The organism is Nakamurella sp. PAMC28650 (assembly GCF_014303395.1).
In the GTDB taxonomy this organism is placed as follows: Bacteria; Actinomycetota; Actinomycetes; order Mycobacteriales; family Nakamurellaceae; genus Nakamurella.
On the sequence record NZ_CP060298.1, the window covers coordinates 13,702 to 31,607 of the forward strand.

At 69.0% G+C, this 17,906-nt stretch carries 5 protein-coding genes; 4 read left to right on the top strand and 1 reads right to left on the bottom strand.

All coding sequences use genetic code 11. The features are described 5' to 3' along the window. Positions 1-94 precede the first annotated feature (94 nt). Positions 95-1,861 carry an ATP-binding protein gene (locus tag H7F38_RS00065; RefSeq protein ID WP_187092322.1) on the bottom strand — a complete coding sequence of 589 codons (1,767 nt, stop codon included), beginning with the start codon at positions 1,859-1,861 and terminating at the stop codon, positions 95-97. Positions 1,862-2,739: 878 nt separating this feature from the next. Here H7F38_RS00065 and H7F38_RS00070 point away from each other — a divergent pair. The 4 genes from H7F38_RS00070 to H7F38_RS00085 are packed head-to-tail and all read left to right on the top strand — an operon-like array spanning position 2,740 to position 17,864. Continuing rightward, positions 2,740-3,336, top strand: coding sequence for a DUF4255 domain-containing protein (locus H7F38_RS00070; protein ID WP_187092323.1), 597 nt, complete (start codon positions 2,740-2,742; stop codon positions 3,334-3,336). 11 nt (positions 3,337-3,347) lie between these two features. Beyond that, positions 3,348-5,852 (top strand): carboxypeptidase-like regulatory domain-containing protein, encoded by a 2,505-nt coding sequence (locus tag H7F38_RS00075; protein ID WP_187092324.1) that lies wholly within the window; start codon positions 3,348-3,350, stop codon positions 5,850-5,852. A 4-nt stretch (positions 5,853-5,856) separates the two neighbouring features. Then, positions 5,857-8,757, top strand: a complete 2,901-nt coding sequence (locus H7F38_RS00080) for a carboxypeptidase-like regulatory domain-containing protein (protein WP_187092325.1) — start codon at positions 5,857-5,859, stop codon at positions 8,755-8,757. Then, positions 8,754-17,864 carry a carboxypeptidase-like regulatory domain-containing protein gene (locus H7F38_RS00085; protein ID WP_187092326.1) on the top strand — a complete coding sequence of 3,037 codons (9,111 nt, stop codon included), beginning with the start codon at positions 8,754-8,756 and terminating at the stop codon, positions 17,862-17,864. Before H7F38_RS00080 ends, H7F38_RS00085 begins: the two co-directional genes overlap by 4 nt. Positions 17,865-17,906 lie beyond the last annotated feature (42 nt).

Genomic DNA, 17,906 nt, shown 5'->3' on the forward strand with positions numbered 1-17,906 from the left:
GAGACTTAGGACTTTAGTCCGCGGAGGCGCACCAGCGCGTCCACCGGTGGAGGGACAGCGATTCCCGCACGGGTGACAAAGAACGGTCCGCGTGTCACAGCAGGGCGGCGGGGGCGCGGCGACCGAGTTTCGCGTATTCGCGAAGAGCGGCCGCCAGCAGATGCCGGGCACCGACGCCGGTTCCGTCGATGGCTGCGTCGTAGGCGGCGGCCAGCACGATGTTGCGCAGGTCGCCGCCGGCCAGTTCGACCGTCGCGGCCAGATGGTCCAGATCGATCGGGTCGTCCTGATCGAGATCGCCTACCCGGCTGAGCAACTGCGTCAGGAGGGACCGCCTGGTGGGCACATCGGGGTCGGGAAAATGCACGATGAAATGCATCCGCCGGGCGAAGGCGGCATCGAGATTGCCCCGCAGGTTGGTGGCCAGGACGGTGATGCCGTTGAAGTGCTCCATTCGTTGCAGCAGATAGGAGACCTCCTGGTTGGCATACCGATCCTTGGCGTCCTTCACCTCGCTGCGGCTGCCGAACAGCGCGTCCGCCTCGTCGAAGAACAGCACCACGTTCAGGCTCTCGGCTTCGGCGAACACTTTCTCCAGATTCTTCTCGGTCTCGCCGATGTACTTGTCGATGACCCCGGACAGGTCGACCTGCATGAGGTCCAGGCCTGCGGTATCGGCGATGACGTGGGCGGCGAGGGTCTTCCCCGTGCCGGGCCCGCCGGTGAACAGCGCCGCGATCCCGGTGCCCTTGCCGCCGGCCCCGTGCACCTGCCCGCGGGAGATCACGCTGTCCCGCAAACGGACCCAGGCGCCCAACCGGTGCAGTGACGCCAGCGTGTCGGCCGGTAGTTGGAGATCGGCATAGCTCGTCCTGGTGGTGCCGAATCCCGGACGGATCCGGCCGGCACCACCGAGCAACCGGACGGTCTCGGCCACCAGCGCCGCGTCCGGCGGTTGCGCGATCAGCGAGGCCTGCGCGACGACGTGCCGACCTGCCGCGGCGATCTGCTCCGGTGTCAGCCGGTAGGAGGCGAGCAGATCGGCCGGCACCTCGTCGGCGCTCACGTGCCGGCGCCACAGGGCGATCCGCTGGGCCGGTTCCAGCGGGCTGGCCCTGACCACCACGGGGAGTTCGGCACGCCAGTTCGGGTTCCACCGGCACCGGCCCACCAGCACCACCGGAACCGGCGCCGCGGACAGCAACGCCACGACCCCGGAGGCGGTCTCGTCGACGGTGAGCAGTTCGGCCGAGGCCAGCACCAGCCCGGTTGCCAGCAGACCAGCGCGACGCACCGCATGGAGCGCGGCTTCCATCAGGCCGACCCCGGACGGGCGAAGGGCAAGATCGAAGACCGTGCAGGCGATCTCGGCGCGGGAGAAGGCAGCCACCGAGGTCGAGACACCGGCAGCTCCGGCCGGATCCTCGACCCAGCACAGTCCGACGGCAGCGTCGAGGGCGGTCGCCAACTGCTGGGCAGCCGGTCCGGCCGGCAGGAGATCCTGCCCGGCCACGTGGATCTCCATGGCCTGCGAGATCGGCTCTGCCACCGGATGTCCCACCAGAGCGCCGACGACATCCTCCCCCACCACGACGGAACGGGAGAGGTTCAACGCCCCCGGTTCCACCTGCAGCAACCCCCACCGGCGCAGCGGACCCGTCTGGCCGAGCAACGCCCTTCCTCTGCCGGAGAGCAGCGGAATGCCGGCCAACTCGAGGATCAGCGCGACGGATGCCGGCTGCGGGGAAGCAGCACCCAGCAACAATCCGAAGGACCGGGCGAAATTCGGGTCGAGGTCCGGCGCAGCGGCGGCGAGCAACAGGTCCCCCTCCGCATCGCCGAGACCAAAAACAGCGCCCACTCTGCTCAGGTGACCGCCGATATTCGAGGAATCAGCACGATCGAGATCGGTCGACGAACCCGCGCCCGTATTCCGCTCACCCGCGGTCACCATTTCTGCGCCTGCGTCGAGGAATGGATCGGCATCCGGGTGATCACAAGTCAATGCGGCATCCAGTGCCAGCCATTGCGGCTCCTGGGTGAGTCCGCGTCGCGTCCCCGCACGCCGGACAGCAGCCCAGACATCTGCCAGCACATCGCTCATGTCGACCACCGAGAATTCTCACCGAAGGGTGGTCCGGCGCAGACGCACCAGCGGATTCGTTGCCGTGAGCCGATACCCGGAACCTTTGCCACAGCTTCGCACACCCGACCGAGTTGCTTCGCCGGCCATCGGTCCGGTGTTCCTGCGTCGAAGGCGGGCCGCCGGGGGGACAGCCCTGCGCCGCCGGCGCCGCCTGCCACCGGCGGCGGGAACCGGCGGCGGGAACCGGCGGGGACGAGTTGTGCACCGACTGTTGCGAAATCGAAACCCGTCGAGGACATTTCCACTCCTTGGAGTAGTCACGGACCGTCGACGAACCTACGACCGCCATTCGAATCAGGAATTCAGCTGTTCGACATGTAGCACGTCGACATCCGCCACCCATTCGGTCGAAAGAGCCTATTCTGTGGCGCTGTCGATCACTCTCCGCATCGTTTCCGATCCCTGTACCGCGCTTTTTGTCTGCTTTACAGCTGGACGCGAGGGTCCGGACCCGTCAATGTGTGACTGGTCGGAGCGCACGCGGGCCAACACCCGGGAACGCACCCCGTCGTCACGCGTGCGCAGGTACGTGAAAGTGAAATCGACAACGCCGGATGCGGCCGTTCCGCCACCCTGCGAGGGAGCGTCAAGAAGTGATCATCCCGACGATCGACACAGGTCTGGAAGCTCTGGTCCGCCAGGCGCTCCCCCTGCCGTCGGCGTTGGGGGACGTCTCGTTCGATTCACCCTCGGGCACCTGGTCGGCCCAGTTGAACCGCATCACCGTCAACCTCTTCCTGTTCGGCGTCGGCCGCTCGCCGCAACCCCCGCGCCCCTCCGTCGACCGGGAAGTCGACGGTCGGCTGCAGCGACGGGGACCACTGCCGATGCTGCAACTGCACTACCTGGTGTCCGCCTGGGCGGGTTCGGTCCGCGACGAACACCAGTTGATCGGCGACGTCCTGACCTCGTTCCTGCTGACCCAGGTGCTGCCGGCGGAGCATCTCCCGGCCGGCATGACGGCCGGGGTGCAGCTCTCGGTTGCCCCACACGACAACAACAGGGCCAAGGACGTCTGGTCGACGGTCGGCGGGACCATCAAACCGTCCTTCGAACTCGTGGTCACCACGGCCAGCGACGCACTCCCCTACGTCGACCTGCCGACCAGCATCGACCAGATCCAGCGCCTGCTGGCGCCGTACACGGCAGACCCGGAACCCCTGCGCCAGCCCCCCTTTGGGAGGAGCTGACCGGCGTGCGGGTGAGAGCGAATACCGAACTGCTCGATCTGGTCCCCGGCCAGCGAGCCGACATCACGTTGGATGTCATCAACACCGGCCAGGTCATCGACGGTGTCACGGCCCGGATCGTCGGGCTGCCCGAGCAGCACGTCAGCAGCCGGCCCGCGGTCCTTCCGCTGTTTCCCGATTCGTCCGGCCAGTTGACGCTGACACTGGGGCTGCCGCTGAGCTTCCCGGCCGGTCGGCACCCGATGACGGTGGAGGTGCATTCGCGTCAGCCGGGCACCGCACCGGAGTACGTCGACGTCGACCTCGTCGTTCCGCAGGCCGCGGCGCTCGGCCTCGGCACCAGCCCCCAGCTCGTCCGCGCGCACCGCAGCGCCAGGTTCATCCTGACCGTCACCAATCGCGGCAACGTGGCGCTGGATGTGGCGCTCAGGGCCAACGATCCGGAGAAGGCCATGTCGGTGGTGCTGACCCCGAGCCGGCTGACCGTGCAGGCCGGCAACGCCGGGGACGTGGTCGTCACCGTGCGCGGGCCCCGGATGATCCTCGGCAGCGACCTCGACCGGCTGGTCACGCTGACCGGCCTGGCCCGGCCGGTCCTGTCGGAGACGGCTCCCGCCCAGCTGGTCCCCACCGACCCCGACGGCGAGCTCGAGTCGGCGGCCGGCGCGGAACCGCTGTCCGAATCGGTCGCCATCACCCTCCGGCAGCGCCCGTGGTTCACCCGCGGCATGCTCACCGCGCTGATCCTGCTGACGATCATCGGGCTGTGGGCGGCCGTCTTCCTGTTCGGCCTCGGCCAGGTCTTCGCGGGCGACCCGCTGACCAAGACCGCTCCCGCGTCGTTCTTCGCCGGAGCAGCACCGGCAGCCGCGCACGGCGAGCAGCCCACCGGCGTCTCGCAGGCCGCGTCCGCCGCGAGGGCCGGCGCACCCGGCGCTTCCGGTAATTCCGGTAATTCCGGTAATTCCGGCGCAGGCGTCTCACCCAGCGCGGGCGGCGCGGGCGGCAGCAGTGGGTCGGACAACGGCGGCGCGGCCGGCGCCGGCGGCTCGGCAGGTGCCGGCGGCTCGGCGGGTGCCGCAGCGGAGGGTGAACCCCCGGCAGGTGCGCTCCCCAAGACCGGCGCCATGCCCGCCGGACTGGGCGGCACCATCGCCGGGACCGTCACCGCCGCGACCGACGGGGAGGCGGTCGGCCGCATCCTCGTGGAGGCCCTGCGGACCAGGGCGGACGGCAGCACCGTCGTGGTCGGTTCCGCCGCCACCCAGGCCGACGGCACCTACCAGGTGGCGGGCCTGTTCCCCGGCGCCTACAAGCTCCGCTTCAGTGCGACCGGGTTCACCACGGTCTTCCACCCCGCGGCCGCCGGCCAGGCCGCGGCGGCTGCGGTCAACGTGTCCAGCGGCGCCGTGACCGCGGGAGCCGATGCGGTGATCACCGGGAAACCGGCCACCATCACCGGCTCGATCGATCCCGGCGACACCCTGGACAAGGTGGTCGCCACGGTGACCGTCCGCCCGTTGGCTGGCAGGTCGCAGGGAAAGACCGTCGCATCGGTCAAGACCGCGGCCGACGGCTCGTACACGATCCCGAAGCTGCCCGCCCCCGGCCGCTACGAGCTGGTCTTCACCGCCGCCGGCTACACACCGACCACCGTGCAGACCGACGTCAGCGGCGGGGCAAGACGTTTCGAGCCGTCCGTGCTGCTGACCTCCGGCCTCGGACAGATCGTCGGCACGGTGACCGACGGCACCAGCCCTCTCGGCGGCATCACCGTGACCACGACCGTCGACGGCACCGCCGTCACCACCGGCACCCCGACGACCGGCCAGATCGGTCAGTTCGTGCTCGGTCAGCTACCCACCCCTGCGACCTACGTGATCACCCTGTCCGGCCCGGGTTTCGGTGAGAAGACGGTGGTCGTCGACCTCGGGCCCGGCAAGGCCGACACCAACCTGAAGGTGCAGTTGGACAAGGGGACCGGCACCGTCGGCGGCGTGCTGGTGGACTCCACCGGGAAGGGCATCGGCGGCGCGGTCGTGACGGTCGGCGGGGCGGCCGACCCACCGACCACCACCACGCTGACCGCCGGCGTGATCGGCAGCTTCAGCCTCTCCGGATTGCCGTCGCCGGGCCAGTACACCCTCAGCTTCACCCTTCCCGGCTATGCCGACGCCACGGTACCGGTCAACCTGCTGGGCACCGCCCCCGTCGCCCCGCTGAAGGTGGTGATGGCCGGCGCCCTCGGCAAGATCACCGGGCAGGTCACCGGTCCGGGAAGAGCTGCACTGCAGGGTGCCTCGGTGGTGGCAACCGACGGCAAGCGGACCTGGCCGGTCACCTCGACCGCAGGATCCGGCGCGGTGCCGGACGGCGGTTACGTCATCGACCAGCTGCCGGCCGGGATCTACACGATCACGGCCACCTCTCCGACCGGCGTCGGTCGCACCGCCCTGGTCACGGTCACAGCGGGCGGCACCACCCAGCAGAACTTCCCGCTGTCGGACAGTGGGTGAGCAGATGAGGGTCAACGTCACGCCACAGCGGGTCGAACTCGCCGAGGACACCCCCTTCAAGGTGTCCATCACCGTCACCAACACCGGTGACCTGATCGGCGGTTACCACCTGCGGATCCTCGGCGCCGACCCGAGCTGGGTGCGCTTGGAGACCGAGAACCTCTCGCTGTTCCCCGATACCAGTCAGACGGTCGCGGCGACCGTCGCCATCCCGCGCGGCCTCGGCGCCGGTGATCGACGCATCGCCGTGCAGGTCCGTGAAATCACTCCACCGCAGGCGATCTCGGTCGCCGAGATCGACATCCTGGTGCCGTCACGGCAGGCGTTGCGGATGTCACTGAGCCCGATGACCGTGATCTGCGGCGCCACCGGCAGGTTCGGCATCGTGCTGGAGAACACCGGGAACACCACCGTCACGGCGGCGCCGGTCGGGCTCGACCCGGAGGAGAAGATCGAGTTCACCTTCCTGCCTGCGGTCATCACGCTGGCGCCCGGTGAGCACGCGATCACCGACATGAGGGCCAGGGCCAGGCGTCGCTGGTTCGGCACGCCCGTCGTGCGCACGTTCGGCCTCGCCATCGCACCGGACGAGGATCCGACCGTGTCGCCGGCGCCGTTGCTCCCGGCGGGCTCACGCGACCGGAGGAACCTGGTCGAGCCCGCCGCAGCCAGGCCCAAGGTCGAGCCGTTGGTCACCGGATCGATGCTGCAGAAGGCCAGGGTGGCACGCGGAGCGATCTCGCTGCTGAGCCTGCTGCTCGCGGTGACGGTGTTCGCCGTCGTCATCACGATCGCCCTGTCCAAACTCGTCGGGGTCTCGGCCGCCGACCGCGACCTTGCGATCCAGGTCGCGGCTGCCCGGCAATCCAACTCCACCACCGGCACGTCCACCCTCGGGGGTGTCGTCAAGCTGCTGACCGACGCATCGCCAGCGGCCGGGGTGGCGGTGGAGCTGTTCGACGCCACCTCCCTGGTCTCGCCGCTGACCAGCACCGCGACCGACGACAAGGGCGTCTGGTCGCTGCCCTCGCTCGCGGCCGGGTCGTACAAGGTGCGCTTCCGGGGTGCCGGGTTCGCCGAGATCTGGTACCCGGCAGCACTGACCGGTGCGGACGCGACGCCCATCCAGCTGCAGGCCGGGCAGAAGGTGACCAACCTGGCCACCACCCTGGGCGGCCTTCCTGCGACGGTGTCCGGCACCGTGCTCGGCGACGCTGTCGCGGCCGCGATCCTCACCGTCTCGGTGCCGGCCGCCGACCTGCCCCGCGGCGGTGCGCCGCCTGCCTCGTCGCCCGCCACACCCGCGCCGACCACCGCGCAGCCCGTGCCGGCGCTGACCGCCCCGCGTACCGCGCCCCCGTCGGGTGTCCCACGGGCACCCAACCCGGCCGCGCCCAGCACCTCCTCGGCGCCGGCCGATTCGGCCAACGGCGGCGCGGTGGTGCAGACCCTGCCGATCGGGGCGGACGGCAGCTTCTCGGTGGCCAACCTGCCGTCGCCGGCGGTCTACGACCTGACGGTCTCCAAGGCCGGCTACGCCACCGCCACCCAGCGCATCGATCTCTCCGGCGGGGAGAACCGACAGGGTGTCCAGCTCCGGCTGCGGACCGGCGACGGCCTGATCTCCGGGACGGTCACCGGTCCAGACGGTCCGATGAAGGGCGCCGTCGTCACCGCGACCACGGGCAAGACGGTGGTCACCACCGTCTCCCTCACCGAGGGCGCCGTCGGCACCTTCACCCTGCGCGGCCTGGTGACCCCCGGCAGCTACACGGTGAGCGTGACGGCGCCCAACTTCACCACCACCAGCTCCACCCTGACGCTGGCCGCCGGCCAGAAACTCACCGGGGTCCAACTCGCGATGGCCAGATCCTCCGGTTCGCTCACCGGCCTGGTCACACTGCTCCCCGCCGGGACGCCGGCACCCGACGTCAGCGTCACCATCACCACCGGGGCAACGACTGTCACCACCGTCACCCAGTCCACCGGCAGCATCGGCGCCTGGACGGTGGCCGGGCTCCCGGTACCGGGTGCCTACACGGTGACGTTCTCCCGACCGGACCTGCAGTCGCAGACGGTGGCGGTGTCGCTGGACGCGTCCGGCCGGCTGACCGGCGGCAGTGGCACCAGCACGGGCGGCATCGCGGTCGGGATGCGGTCGGCATCTGCGGTGATCAACGGGACCGTCACCCAACGAGCCACCAACGGCACCACCCAGCGGGTCGGCGAAGCCGTGATCACCCTGTCCTCGGGCACCAACACCTACACCGTCACCAGCGCATCGTTGCCGTCTTCCTCGCTCGGACGCTACGAGGTCACCGGCATCACCCCGGGGACGTACACGCTCTCGGCCAATCGTCCCGGGACCAGCCCGACCACCGTGATCGTGACGGTCACCGCCGGGCAGGTGCTGCAGTACGACCCGGTGATGATCCCGCCGGCGGCCATCACCGGTCACGTCAAGGACCGGAACGGGGCGACCGTGCTCGGACTCCAGGTCGACCTCTACCAGGCGTCCCGCTACCCGGCGACCGTCTACCGGTCCACCACCACCGACCTCACCGGGGCGTACTCGTTCCCGGACGTCGACGCACCCCAGGCCTACGTGGTCGAGGTGCGGAGTCCGACCTCCGGTGCGCTGGGTTCGGCGACGCTCGTGCTGGCCGCCAGCCAGTCTGCGACGTTGGATCTGCTCATCGGGCAGATCACCCTGACGACGCCCGGCACCAATAGCAGCCCGCAGCCCGCAGAGACCACACCGACCACGGCGGCCACCGCCCGGACGACCGCCTCCCCACCGACCACACCCACCACCGCGACCACCCCGCTGACCACCCCGTCGGCGACTTCGCCGGCACCCGGCGTCACCACGGCCGGCGCGGCGACCACGACAGGTACCGGATGAACGAGCAACCACCCCCGCGCGCCCAGGTCGGCCCGGCCGCCGGCGACGCCAGCCCGCTGGTCGAGCTCCAGCCATTGATCCGTTGCGGGGCAGGCACTTCCGCGACCTTCGAGGTCTTCGTCACGCACCGCGGCCCGGTCGCCGCGCATCTGCGCGTCACCGTGCTCGGCCTGGACGGCCGTTGGGTGCCGCCGCCGCTGCCGGTGGGGCCCATCGAGCCGGGCGAGAGCACCAGGATCACCCTCTCGCTGGTGCCCGAACGCGGCACCCTCGGAGCGAAGTACCCGTTCGTCGTGGCCGCCGAAGCAACGCCGGTGTCCGGCAGGTCCGCTCCGACCATGGGTGTCGCCGAGTCGGTACTGGCCGTCGACGGCCGCGATCCGATCACCATGACCCTCTCGCCGCAGACGCCGGTGGCCGCGTTCGGACGCCGCATCAAGGTGCAGATCACCAATCCGGGCCATTTCGACCGGGAACTGAACCTGACCGGCACCGCTGCCAGGGGCGCCGCCATCTCCTTGTCGTCGGCGATGGTCACCATTCCGGCGGGCCGGACGGTCACGATTGCCGGCCGGGTGCGTGTGACCCACCCCCGCATCATCGGCGGGCAGAACACCCACACCTTCGCCGTCGCAGCGCGCGGTCTGGGCGCACCCGAGTTCGCCGAGGGAACCCTGCGTTCCAAGCCGCTGCTGGGTGGCCGGCTAACCGGCCTGCTGATCGCGGTCGTCGTCATCGCGCTCTGGGCCGGAGCAGGCATCGTCGGTATACCCAAGCTTTCCAAGTACTTCTCGAACAAGTCGGCCGCCGATGCGGCCGCGACGGCCCCGGTCGCGCCCGGCGCCGCGAATGCCACGAAGTCCTCGGGAGCCGGTCCCTCCGCCGCCACCTCCGGGGCGGGCGGATCGGGTGTGGCCCCCGGCGCCGGACCAGCCGGCGGTTCCGGCGCCGGAGGCGGTGGTGCGGCGGGTCCCGGCGGTGCGGGCGCCGGTGCCGGCGGTGCGGGCGGTGCCGGCGCCGGTGCCGGCGGCGCCGACGCGTCCGGTGCCCGGCTCTCGGGCACGGTCACCGGGGTCACGCCGAAGGGCGTATCGGTCTCGCTGGAACCGACCAGCCTCGTCGAAGCGGCCGCGGCCGGCGCCGGGCCGGCCGCCGGAGCGACCGACGCGACTACCGCGAGCGCGCTGCGGGCCATCTCGACCGGCCTCTACAAGATCCCGGGGGACGCACTCCGTCTGGCCCCCGCGTCGAGCGACTCCGGCATCAGATCGACGAGTTCCGCCGCAGACGGCACCTTCTCCTTCGCCGGTATCACCGCCCCCGGCTACTACCTGCTCACCCTGGCCAAGGCCGGTTTCGCCACCCAGCGGTTCATGATCAACGCCTCCACCCTGAGTGCGGCGGCACCGATCAAGGTGGCATTGGTCCCCGGCGACGGTTCGATGTCGGGCAAGGTCACCTCACCGTCAGGGACGGTCGGCGCCGCGTCCGTCACCATCACCGACGGAACGGTCGCCCTCCAGACGAGCACCGCCTCCAAGACCGGAGCGTGGACGGTGAAGGGACTCTCGACTCCCGGCACCTATCTGGTGACCGTCAGCTCGACCGGCTTCGGCGCCTCGTCCAAGCTCGTCACGTTGGCCGCCGGCGGCACGGGCACCGCCGATCTGGCGCTGATCCCCGGCGTGGCCGCGATCAACGGCACGGTCAGCGGGACCGACGGACTGGGCCACCTCGGCGGCATCGGCGGCGTCACGGTCACTGCGACCGGGACCAGCAGAGGTGTCGCGGCCAGCCGTACCGCGACGACGGTGACGTCCGGACCGGTCGGAACCTATGCGCTGCCGGACCTCCCGGTCCCGGGTCAGTACACCGTCACCGTCTCCGGGACCGGCTTCGCCTCCCAGACCCAGCAGGTCGCGTTGACCCAGGGCAGTTCGGCCGCCACCGTGGACATCTCGCTCACCCGGGCCGACGGCACGGTGGCGGGCACCGTGTCCGGGGGCGGGACGGAGGGCGGCCTGATCGGCGCCGGCCTCACGCTGACCGGCGCCAACGCCACCTACAAGACGATGACGACCTCGGTACCGGCGGGCGCTTTCCGATTCACCGGGGTTCCGCCCGGAACCTATGTGCTGCAGGGCTCGCAGTACGGGCGGGTCGCGTCGTCGGCCACCGTCGTCGTCACCGCCGCGGGCACCGCCACCGCCAACCTGACGTTGATCGGCGCACCGGACACAGAACTCCCGGCGACCTCACGGATCACCGGCCGGGCGGTCGACTCCCGCACGCAGGGCCCGCTGACGTGCGATCGGGCCGCCGACCCCAAGGCCGTCTGCATCGTCACCGCTACCGTCCCGATCCCGGTCCCTGGCACCAGGACCGGTGTCACCGAGACGATCTCGGCGTTCTCCGGCCCGGCCGAGAACTACACGCTGCCCGGCATCGACGACAAGACCCACGGTGGTCTGGTGGCCGGCCTCTATGCGGTCACCCTGTCTGCACCCGGGTACGAGCCGACCACGGTGCAGGTCCAGGTCGCCCAGGGTCAGGTGAACCCGGCGGCACAGGTCAGCCTCCCGCCGCTCGGCCTGATCACCGGCACCGTCACGACCCGCGTGGGGTCGACGGCCGGTCCGAGCTGCGTGGTGTCCGTGCCGGCCGGGGTCGCGGTACCCACCAGATGCACCCCGACCAGCGCGACCGCCTGCACGGCCGTCGGGTCGAGTGCGGCGCGGTGCTCGCTCACCCGGGCCAACGGCAACTACGAGATTCGCGGGCTCGTCCATGGCGGCTACCAGGTGGTGGTGGTTCCGACGGACACCGAGTACCTGACGACGACCCCCCTTGCGGTGCAACTGGACCTCGGCGGCGACTTCCGGTACGACGCAACGCTCGACCGACTGGGGCGCGCGACCGTCACGGTCCTGCAACCGAACCTGCAGAGCCTGGCCCTCAGCGCGGCGAAGGGGGCTGTCGTCGGCATGGTCGATGGCGGCGGAGTCGGCCGCGGCAATCCGCTTCCGGGCGATTCCACCAGTGGCGACGGCATCCTGACGATCACCGGTCTGCTGGGCTCGTACACGGCGCACGCCACCGGCGAGATGCCGACCGGACTGACCACCGGTACCACCACTCTGCCCGGAACCGCCTCCGTCACAACAGGTGCCATCGGCCTGAACCAGACCGTCGCGATCACCGAGGTGCTGACGGCGCCGATCGGTGCGGTCGTCGGGCACGTCACGGTATCGGTCGACGGACAGGCCCGCGATGTCGCGGACGCCCCCGTGCAGATTGCGGGGATCGTTGGATTCTCCGGCCGCAGTTCGGTGTCCGGAGCCGCGACCGTGAGGACCGACGCCAACGGTTGCTATGCCATCGTTCCCGTCGGATGGTCCGGCAGGTATTCGCTGGTCTCCCCCGACTGCCCCACCGCAGTGGGCAGAAACTCGGTCGCGACGATGAAAAACAGCGACGGCAGCGCGACGTCACTCATCGCTCTTCCCCTCGGTGTCAGTGTCGCGGCCCAGGGCACCAAGACCCAGAGTTATTCGGCCAGCGGTGTTCTCATCGGATTCGATGGCACGGTCAGCGTGATCCCGCCGATTGCGTTGCTGGCCCAGCCGTCGGTCTTCCCCGCCCTGAGCCTTGATCTCAAGGTTCCCTCCGGCCCGACGGACGCATCGGGTGCCTCCATCGTCGTCACCCGGAAACCGGCCGGCGCAGGCAACATCACCGTCACCGCGGGCGCCAACGGATCTCTGACGTGGACCGATTCGAATCTCGGGACCGGCAGGGCCGTCCCGGGCACCTACGTGTTGCAGGCGACCCTGGCCGGCTACTCCTCGGCGGGATCGGCCGGATCCAGCGGTGTGGCCTCGGGCTATGCAACCCTGTGGTGCGACCTCGGGACCGCCTGCCGGTTCGGGACCCAGGCCACTCCAGCCCCCGCCTGGACGATGAGCAGGCTACCGAGCATTACCGGCGTCATCACTGCCGCCGACCTACCCAACGGGGTGACCCTCGACCAGGCGATCATCTCGGTGGTCTCGAAGCCGTCGGCGGCCGGCTCGATCTCGGCTCCCGTGGACGCCGCGACCGGCGCGGTCGCCTACCGCGACACCTCCCTTCCGGCCGGGCTCGCCCAGCCGTCGGGTGCAGGTGCGCCATATGTCTTCACGATCAGCCTGGCCGGCTACCAGGCCAAGACCGTCAGCATCGACTGCGGCGCAACCTTTACCGATGGGTGTCACCAGGAGAGGCCCCCAGGAAATCCTTCACCCCTTTCTGTCAAACTGACACCACTACCCAGATTCTCCGGGGCTATCGTGCTGAACTACGCCGCATTTTTGGCCCTGAATCCAAAAGCATCCGCCAATCCAGCTCTGGTCCCTGCGTTGTCGTTGTCCGACGCAACTGTGTCCGTGACCTCACAACCGAATCCGAGCAACCCGGTGATAGTAAAGATCAATGCCGACGGGACTCTGACATGGAAAGACCCGACTCAGCCGGAATCAGTCGTGACACCTTATGCGAAGTACTCGCTAACCTTTGCGAAGCCCGGGTATGAGACTTTCAGCCTATCGCTGAACTGCTCGGCTGGCCCATGCGTCCTGGGTACGACCGCTGCCCCGATCACACTCAACATGTTGCCCGCCGGCGGGGGAACTGTATCGGTCAATTCCCTTCTGCCTGGCAAGAGTTCCGTAGATTGGTCTAGCGCCCAAGTCACCGTCAACACCTCAGCAGCTGGAACGTCCGGTCTCAAAGTCACCGTGGTCGATGGCGGCGCCGCGAGTCACCTGACGGGCCGCTTCGTGTGGAGCGATACCAATCTGCCCTACCCGGGGATCACCCAGCCGGGAAGCTACTCCCTGAATGTGAGCATTCCGGGCTACGGATCGACAACGGCCGCTCCCGCCGTCCTTTGCAGTTCGGGACAAGGTTGCGAGCCCGCGGTCGGAGCCCTTCAGAGCTTCCCGACAGGCGCGGGGGCGGTCGCAGTCGACCATCTACTCTCGGACGGGTTACCAATTGAGTGGAGCAAGGCCACGATCAGCCTGAGCACCCAACCCCCAGGCAGCAACCAGTTGACCATCGGGCTGAGAAGCACGGGCGATAGCACCGCAGATCTGACGTGGTCTGATCCGTCACTGCCTCAGCCTGACCAAGGGAGCACCGCACCCGGTATCACTCGGCCGGGAACCTACGTCCTCGTGATTTCACTCCCGGGCTACAGCCCCGTCACGACTGCTCCCTTCACCTGCAACGCTGGTGTCCTACTATGTCAACCGTCTGCGATCACCCTCCTGAGACTGCCGACGATCGCCGGCACAGTCACGCTGACCTCGACGATAGGCACGACTGATCCACCCAACGGCGTTACGATTTCAATCTCGCCGGCCAGCACGATCAGCGTCAAGGTCGACCCGGTGACCGGTAAAATCTCCTGGCATGACCCCAGCCAGCCAGCGGATGATCTAGTCACTGCAGGCACCTACAGCCTGACGTTCGCGAAGCCTGGATACGCCACGTCGCTGCCAATTCAATTCACCTGCGCCGCAGGCTCCACCACCTGCGACGTGGGCACGGTAAATCTACTCATGGATCCGCACGGCACCGGTTCTGTCTCCGTCGGCACGCCACCGCCCAACGGTGCGGCGGTCGACTGGTCGAAGGCGACGTTGACCCTGCTCAACCAGGCAGCTGGCTCCTCGACATTGTCCATCTCGCTGATTCCGGACAACACCACGACGCGTGAGCACGCAGCATTCAGCTGGGCCGACAGCGGGCTCCCGTTTCCCGGGATCACGCAGCCCGGCAGCTATCGGATCCGGGTCAGCCTGCCCGGATACGGGAGCGCGACGAGTGACCTGTTCAACTGCAGGGCCGGTGACCTCACCTGCGGTCCAGTTCCCGACCTCGTACTCATCCAGCAGCCCACTTTCACGGGGGTCGTCACCACCGACCCGAGCGGCGGATCGTTGGTAGGCAGTGCGGTCTCGGTGATCTCGCCGGCCGGCGTCAACGCCGTCAACGCGACGGTGGCCGCGACGGCCGCAGATCCGACGAACGGCACGATCACATGGCAAGAGGCGGGGGGCGCCCCGGCCGGACTCGTTTCCTATGGCACCTACCAGATCTCGGTGAGCAACAGCAGCTACCTCCCGACCTCGGTCAACTGGACCTGTTCCGACACCGTCTGCACGCCGCCGACCCTGCTCCTCACCAAGTCCAGCACACTGCAGGTGAACGTAGTCAGCAGGGCTTCCGGCGCCGCGCCCGTCAACGGCGCGTTGTTCGATTTGAGCGGCACCCTTATCACCAGCAGCACCGTCAGTGCTTCGGCCACGTCGAACAGCGTTTCCTTCCCCGGGCAGTCACCGTTCGGTGACTACACCGTCAACGTGCACGCGGCCGGGTTCGCCAACGACACCTTCGACAAGGCCACCCTCACGACGTCGAGTTGCACCAACGGCACGACCACCAGAACGGGCTTCGTGGTGATTGCGGGCGGCACCACCGTCTGCACGGTGACGGTCAGCCCGCTGGGCAGCATCACGCTCCACACCGTCGGGACATCGGGGGCCGACTCGACGGTCGTGCTGGGCTCCACCGCGATCACCGTGGTGCGACTCGGCGGGGGTCAGCCGACCGGCCCCACCTTCAGCGGAACCACCTCGGCCACCGGTGATCTCACCCTCACCGGTACGACGGTCGACGACGGGTTGGTAGCCGGCAACTGGCAGGTCACCGCGGCCCAGACCGGCTACGCAACCGCGGTCGGCACCGTCAAGATCGCCGTCATCAACGGGACCTACGCAATGGCCGTCGACACCGGCGCGGCCAACCCGTTCGACATCTCCGGTGGCGTCCTGCAGGTGCCCCTCACGGTGAAACCCGTCGACCTGCAGGTGCATCTCGAAGTCGGTACCACCGAGCTGCTGCCTGCGGTCACCGTCGCGGTGACCGGGCCGGGTACGGCTCTTTCCTGCACCGTGAAGCTCACCGGAACCACCTACTCGTGCACGGAGAACCAGGCGAACACCAGCGTGGTCAACCTGACGTCGAAGTATGTCGATTTCGCCTCCGTGAACCCGGGCGTCTACACGGTATCGGTGACTTCGCCCACCTCGTCGTACCGGACGGTCACCCTGTTGGCGTCGATCGTCGCCGGCGTCAGCCCGCAGCAGCTGGTCATCAGCCTCGACCAGCGGTCGAGTACCCAGAGCGGCAGCATCTTGCTCGCCGACGGCACCGGCGACGTGGGGGTGACAGCGTCCCTGCGCACCGCGCAGGACATCGGGGTCACCGCCAATGATCAGAACGGCCAACCGCTTTCGGTCAAGACCAAGGCCGACGGGACCTTTACCTTCACCGGAATTCCGGACGGTCGCTACACCCTGGTCGGGACCTTCCCCGGATATGCACCGGTTACCCTGACGCAGGTGGTCGAGGACTCCAGTCTCACCACGACACCACCTGCGCTGAGCCAGCTCACGCTCACTGCGCGGGCCACCCGATCGGTGAATCTGACCTTCACCTCGACTGCCGCACCCTCCTCGGCCGACGGCCCTGCCGTCAACCTCGCCGGCGCCAGCGTGACCCTGAACCCGCCGGCCGGAATCATCACCGGGATGGCCAACGGCGATCAACCGCAGACGGTGTCCCTTCCCCTGACGGCCCCGTACACGATCAACGTGCCGCAGCTACCCACCGGTACCTGGACGGCGACCATCACCGGGCAGACGAACGCTCCGTTCGACGCAACCCTGACCGGGGAGACGATCGTCGTGCCGCAGGCTGCAGTGAGTGCCTCGACAGCCCCGCCGGTGGCCGGTGCACTCGCCGTCCAACAGGCCCTGACCTCGCTCACCGTGAACTGGAGCATCAACACCTGTCTGACCGCACCCGCGGTCGCGCCCGGCACCCTGGCGCTGAACATCACCAACACGGATACCGGCGTCGCCACCACCACACCGATCGCCGCCGCCGTGACCGGCACGAAAGCGGTGGCGCAGGTCTACCTCCCGCAAGGTCACTACTCCTTCCTGCCGACGGTGGACAGCACGCAATGGACGGCGGCGGCCACCACCTTCACGGTCGGTGATGTCAGCGCAGGTACGGCCAACAAGTCCAGCCCCAATACTCCGGTGGTGAACCTGGCACCGGTCCAGGTGCCGGTGGCCGTGTCGATGACGGTGGACGGCAGCGGGTCCGGAGCCGACGGGCTGACCGTGACCGCCACCGGCGGTACTCCCAACCCGGCGCCCGGCAACCTGTCCGGCGGCGGCAAGGCGTCGCTCTGTCTGGCCCCGGCCATCAGGTGGACCTTCAAGGTCAGCAGTTCCCTGACCACTCAGAAGATCTCGGTGCCGGGCAAGAATATCGTGGTGGTGGCCGCGCCGAACTCCGGCAACACCCCGCCGGACAACACCGTCTCCTTCACCGCCGACACCGTGACCCCGGTGATCTCGATGCAGGATGTCACGGGCCGGGTCGACACCACACCCAAGGATGTCGACGTCACGATCAAGGACGCCGGCGGTACCCCGGTCTACACCGGCCAGGCTGTGGGGGTCGTGCCGAGTAGCGCAGCGGTCCCGGGCACACCGGGATCGGCCGGTCCTCCGGTCGTTGCTCCGGTCGCCGCCATCTCCGCCACGCCCAGTGCTCCGGCGAACGCACCGGCCGTCATCCTGGGCACCTGCTCCGGGTGCACCTACACGATGACGGCAACGCCACATGTCCCCGGAGTGTTCAGTGCGGTCACCGACCAGGCTCTGGATCCGACCGACGCCACGACGTTCGACGCGAAACTGCCCTACCACGCAGCGATGGTCACCATCACGGTCAAGCACGGCGCGGTACTGACTGCCGGTGCCACGGTGACGGTGTCGCCATCGACCGTCACGGCGGGACCGACGGCATCGAACGGGACAACGCTTTTCCAGGATGTCCCGATCGCGGCGAAGCAGACCTTCACCGCCGACTGGGTCGACAACAGCTTGCCCGCAACGCCCAAGCACTATGTGGGCAGCTCTTCGCCGACCACCCTGGCTGCCGGCCAGGACGCCATCACGATCGTCCAGGTCCTGACTCCGTAGTAGCCTCGCTGGTCCGGGCGTCAAGAGTTGCAAGGGGTGCTG

Bases quoted from the DNA above. Each gene is read 5' to 3' on its own strand.
- H7F38_RS00080 (WP_187092325.1), top strand. From the start codon at position 5,857: ATGAGGGTCAACGTCACGCCACAGCGGGTCGAACTCGCCGAGGACACC.
- H7F38_RS00085 (WP_187092326.1), top strand. From the start codon at position 8,754: ATGAACGAGCAACCACCCCCGCGCGCCCAGGTCGGCCCGGCCGCCGGC.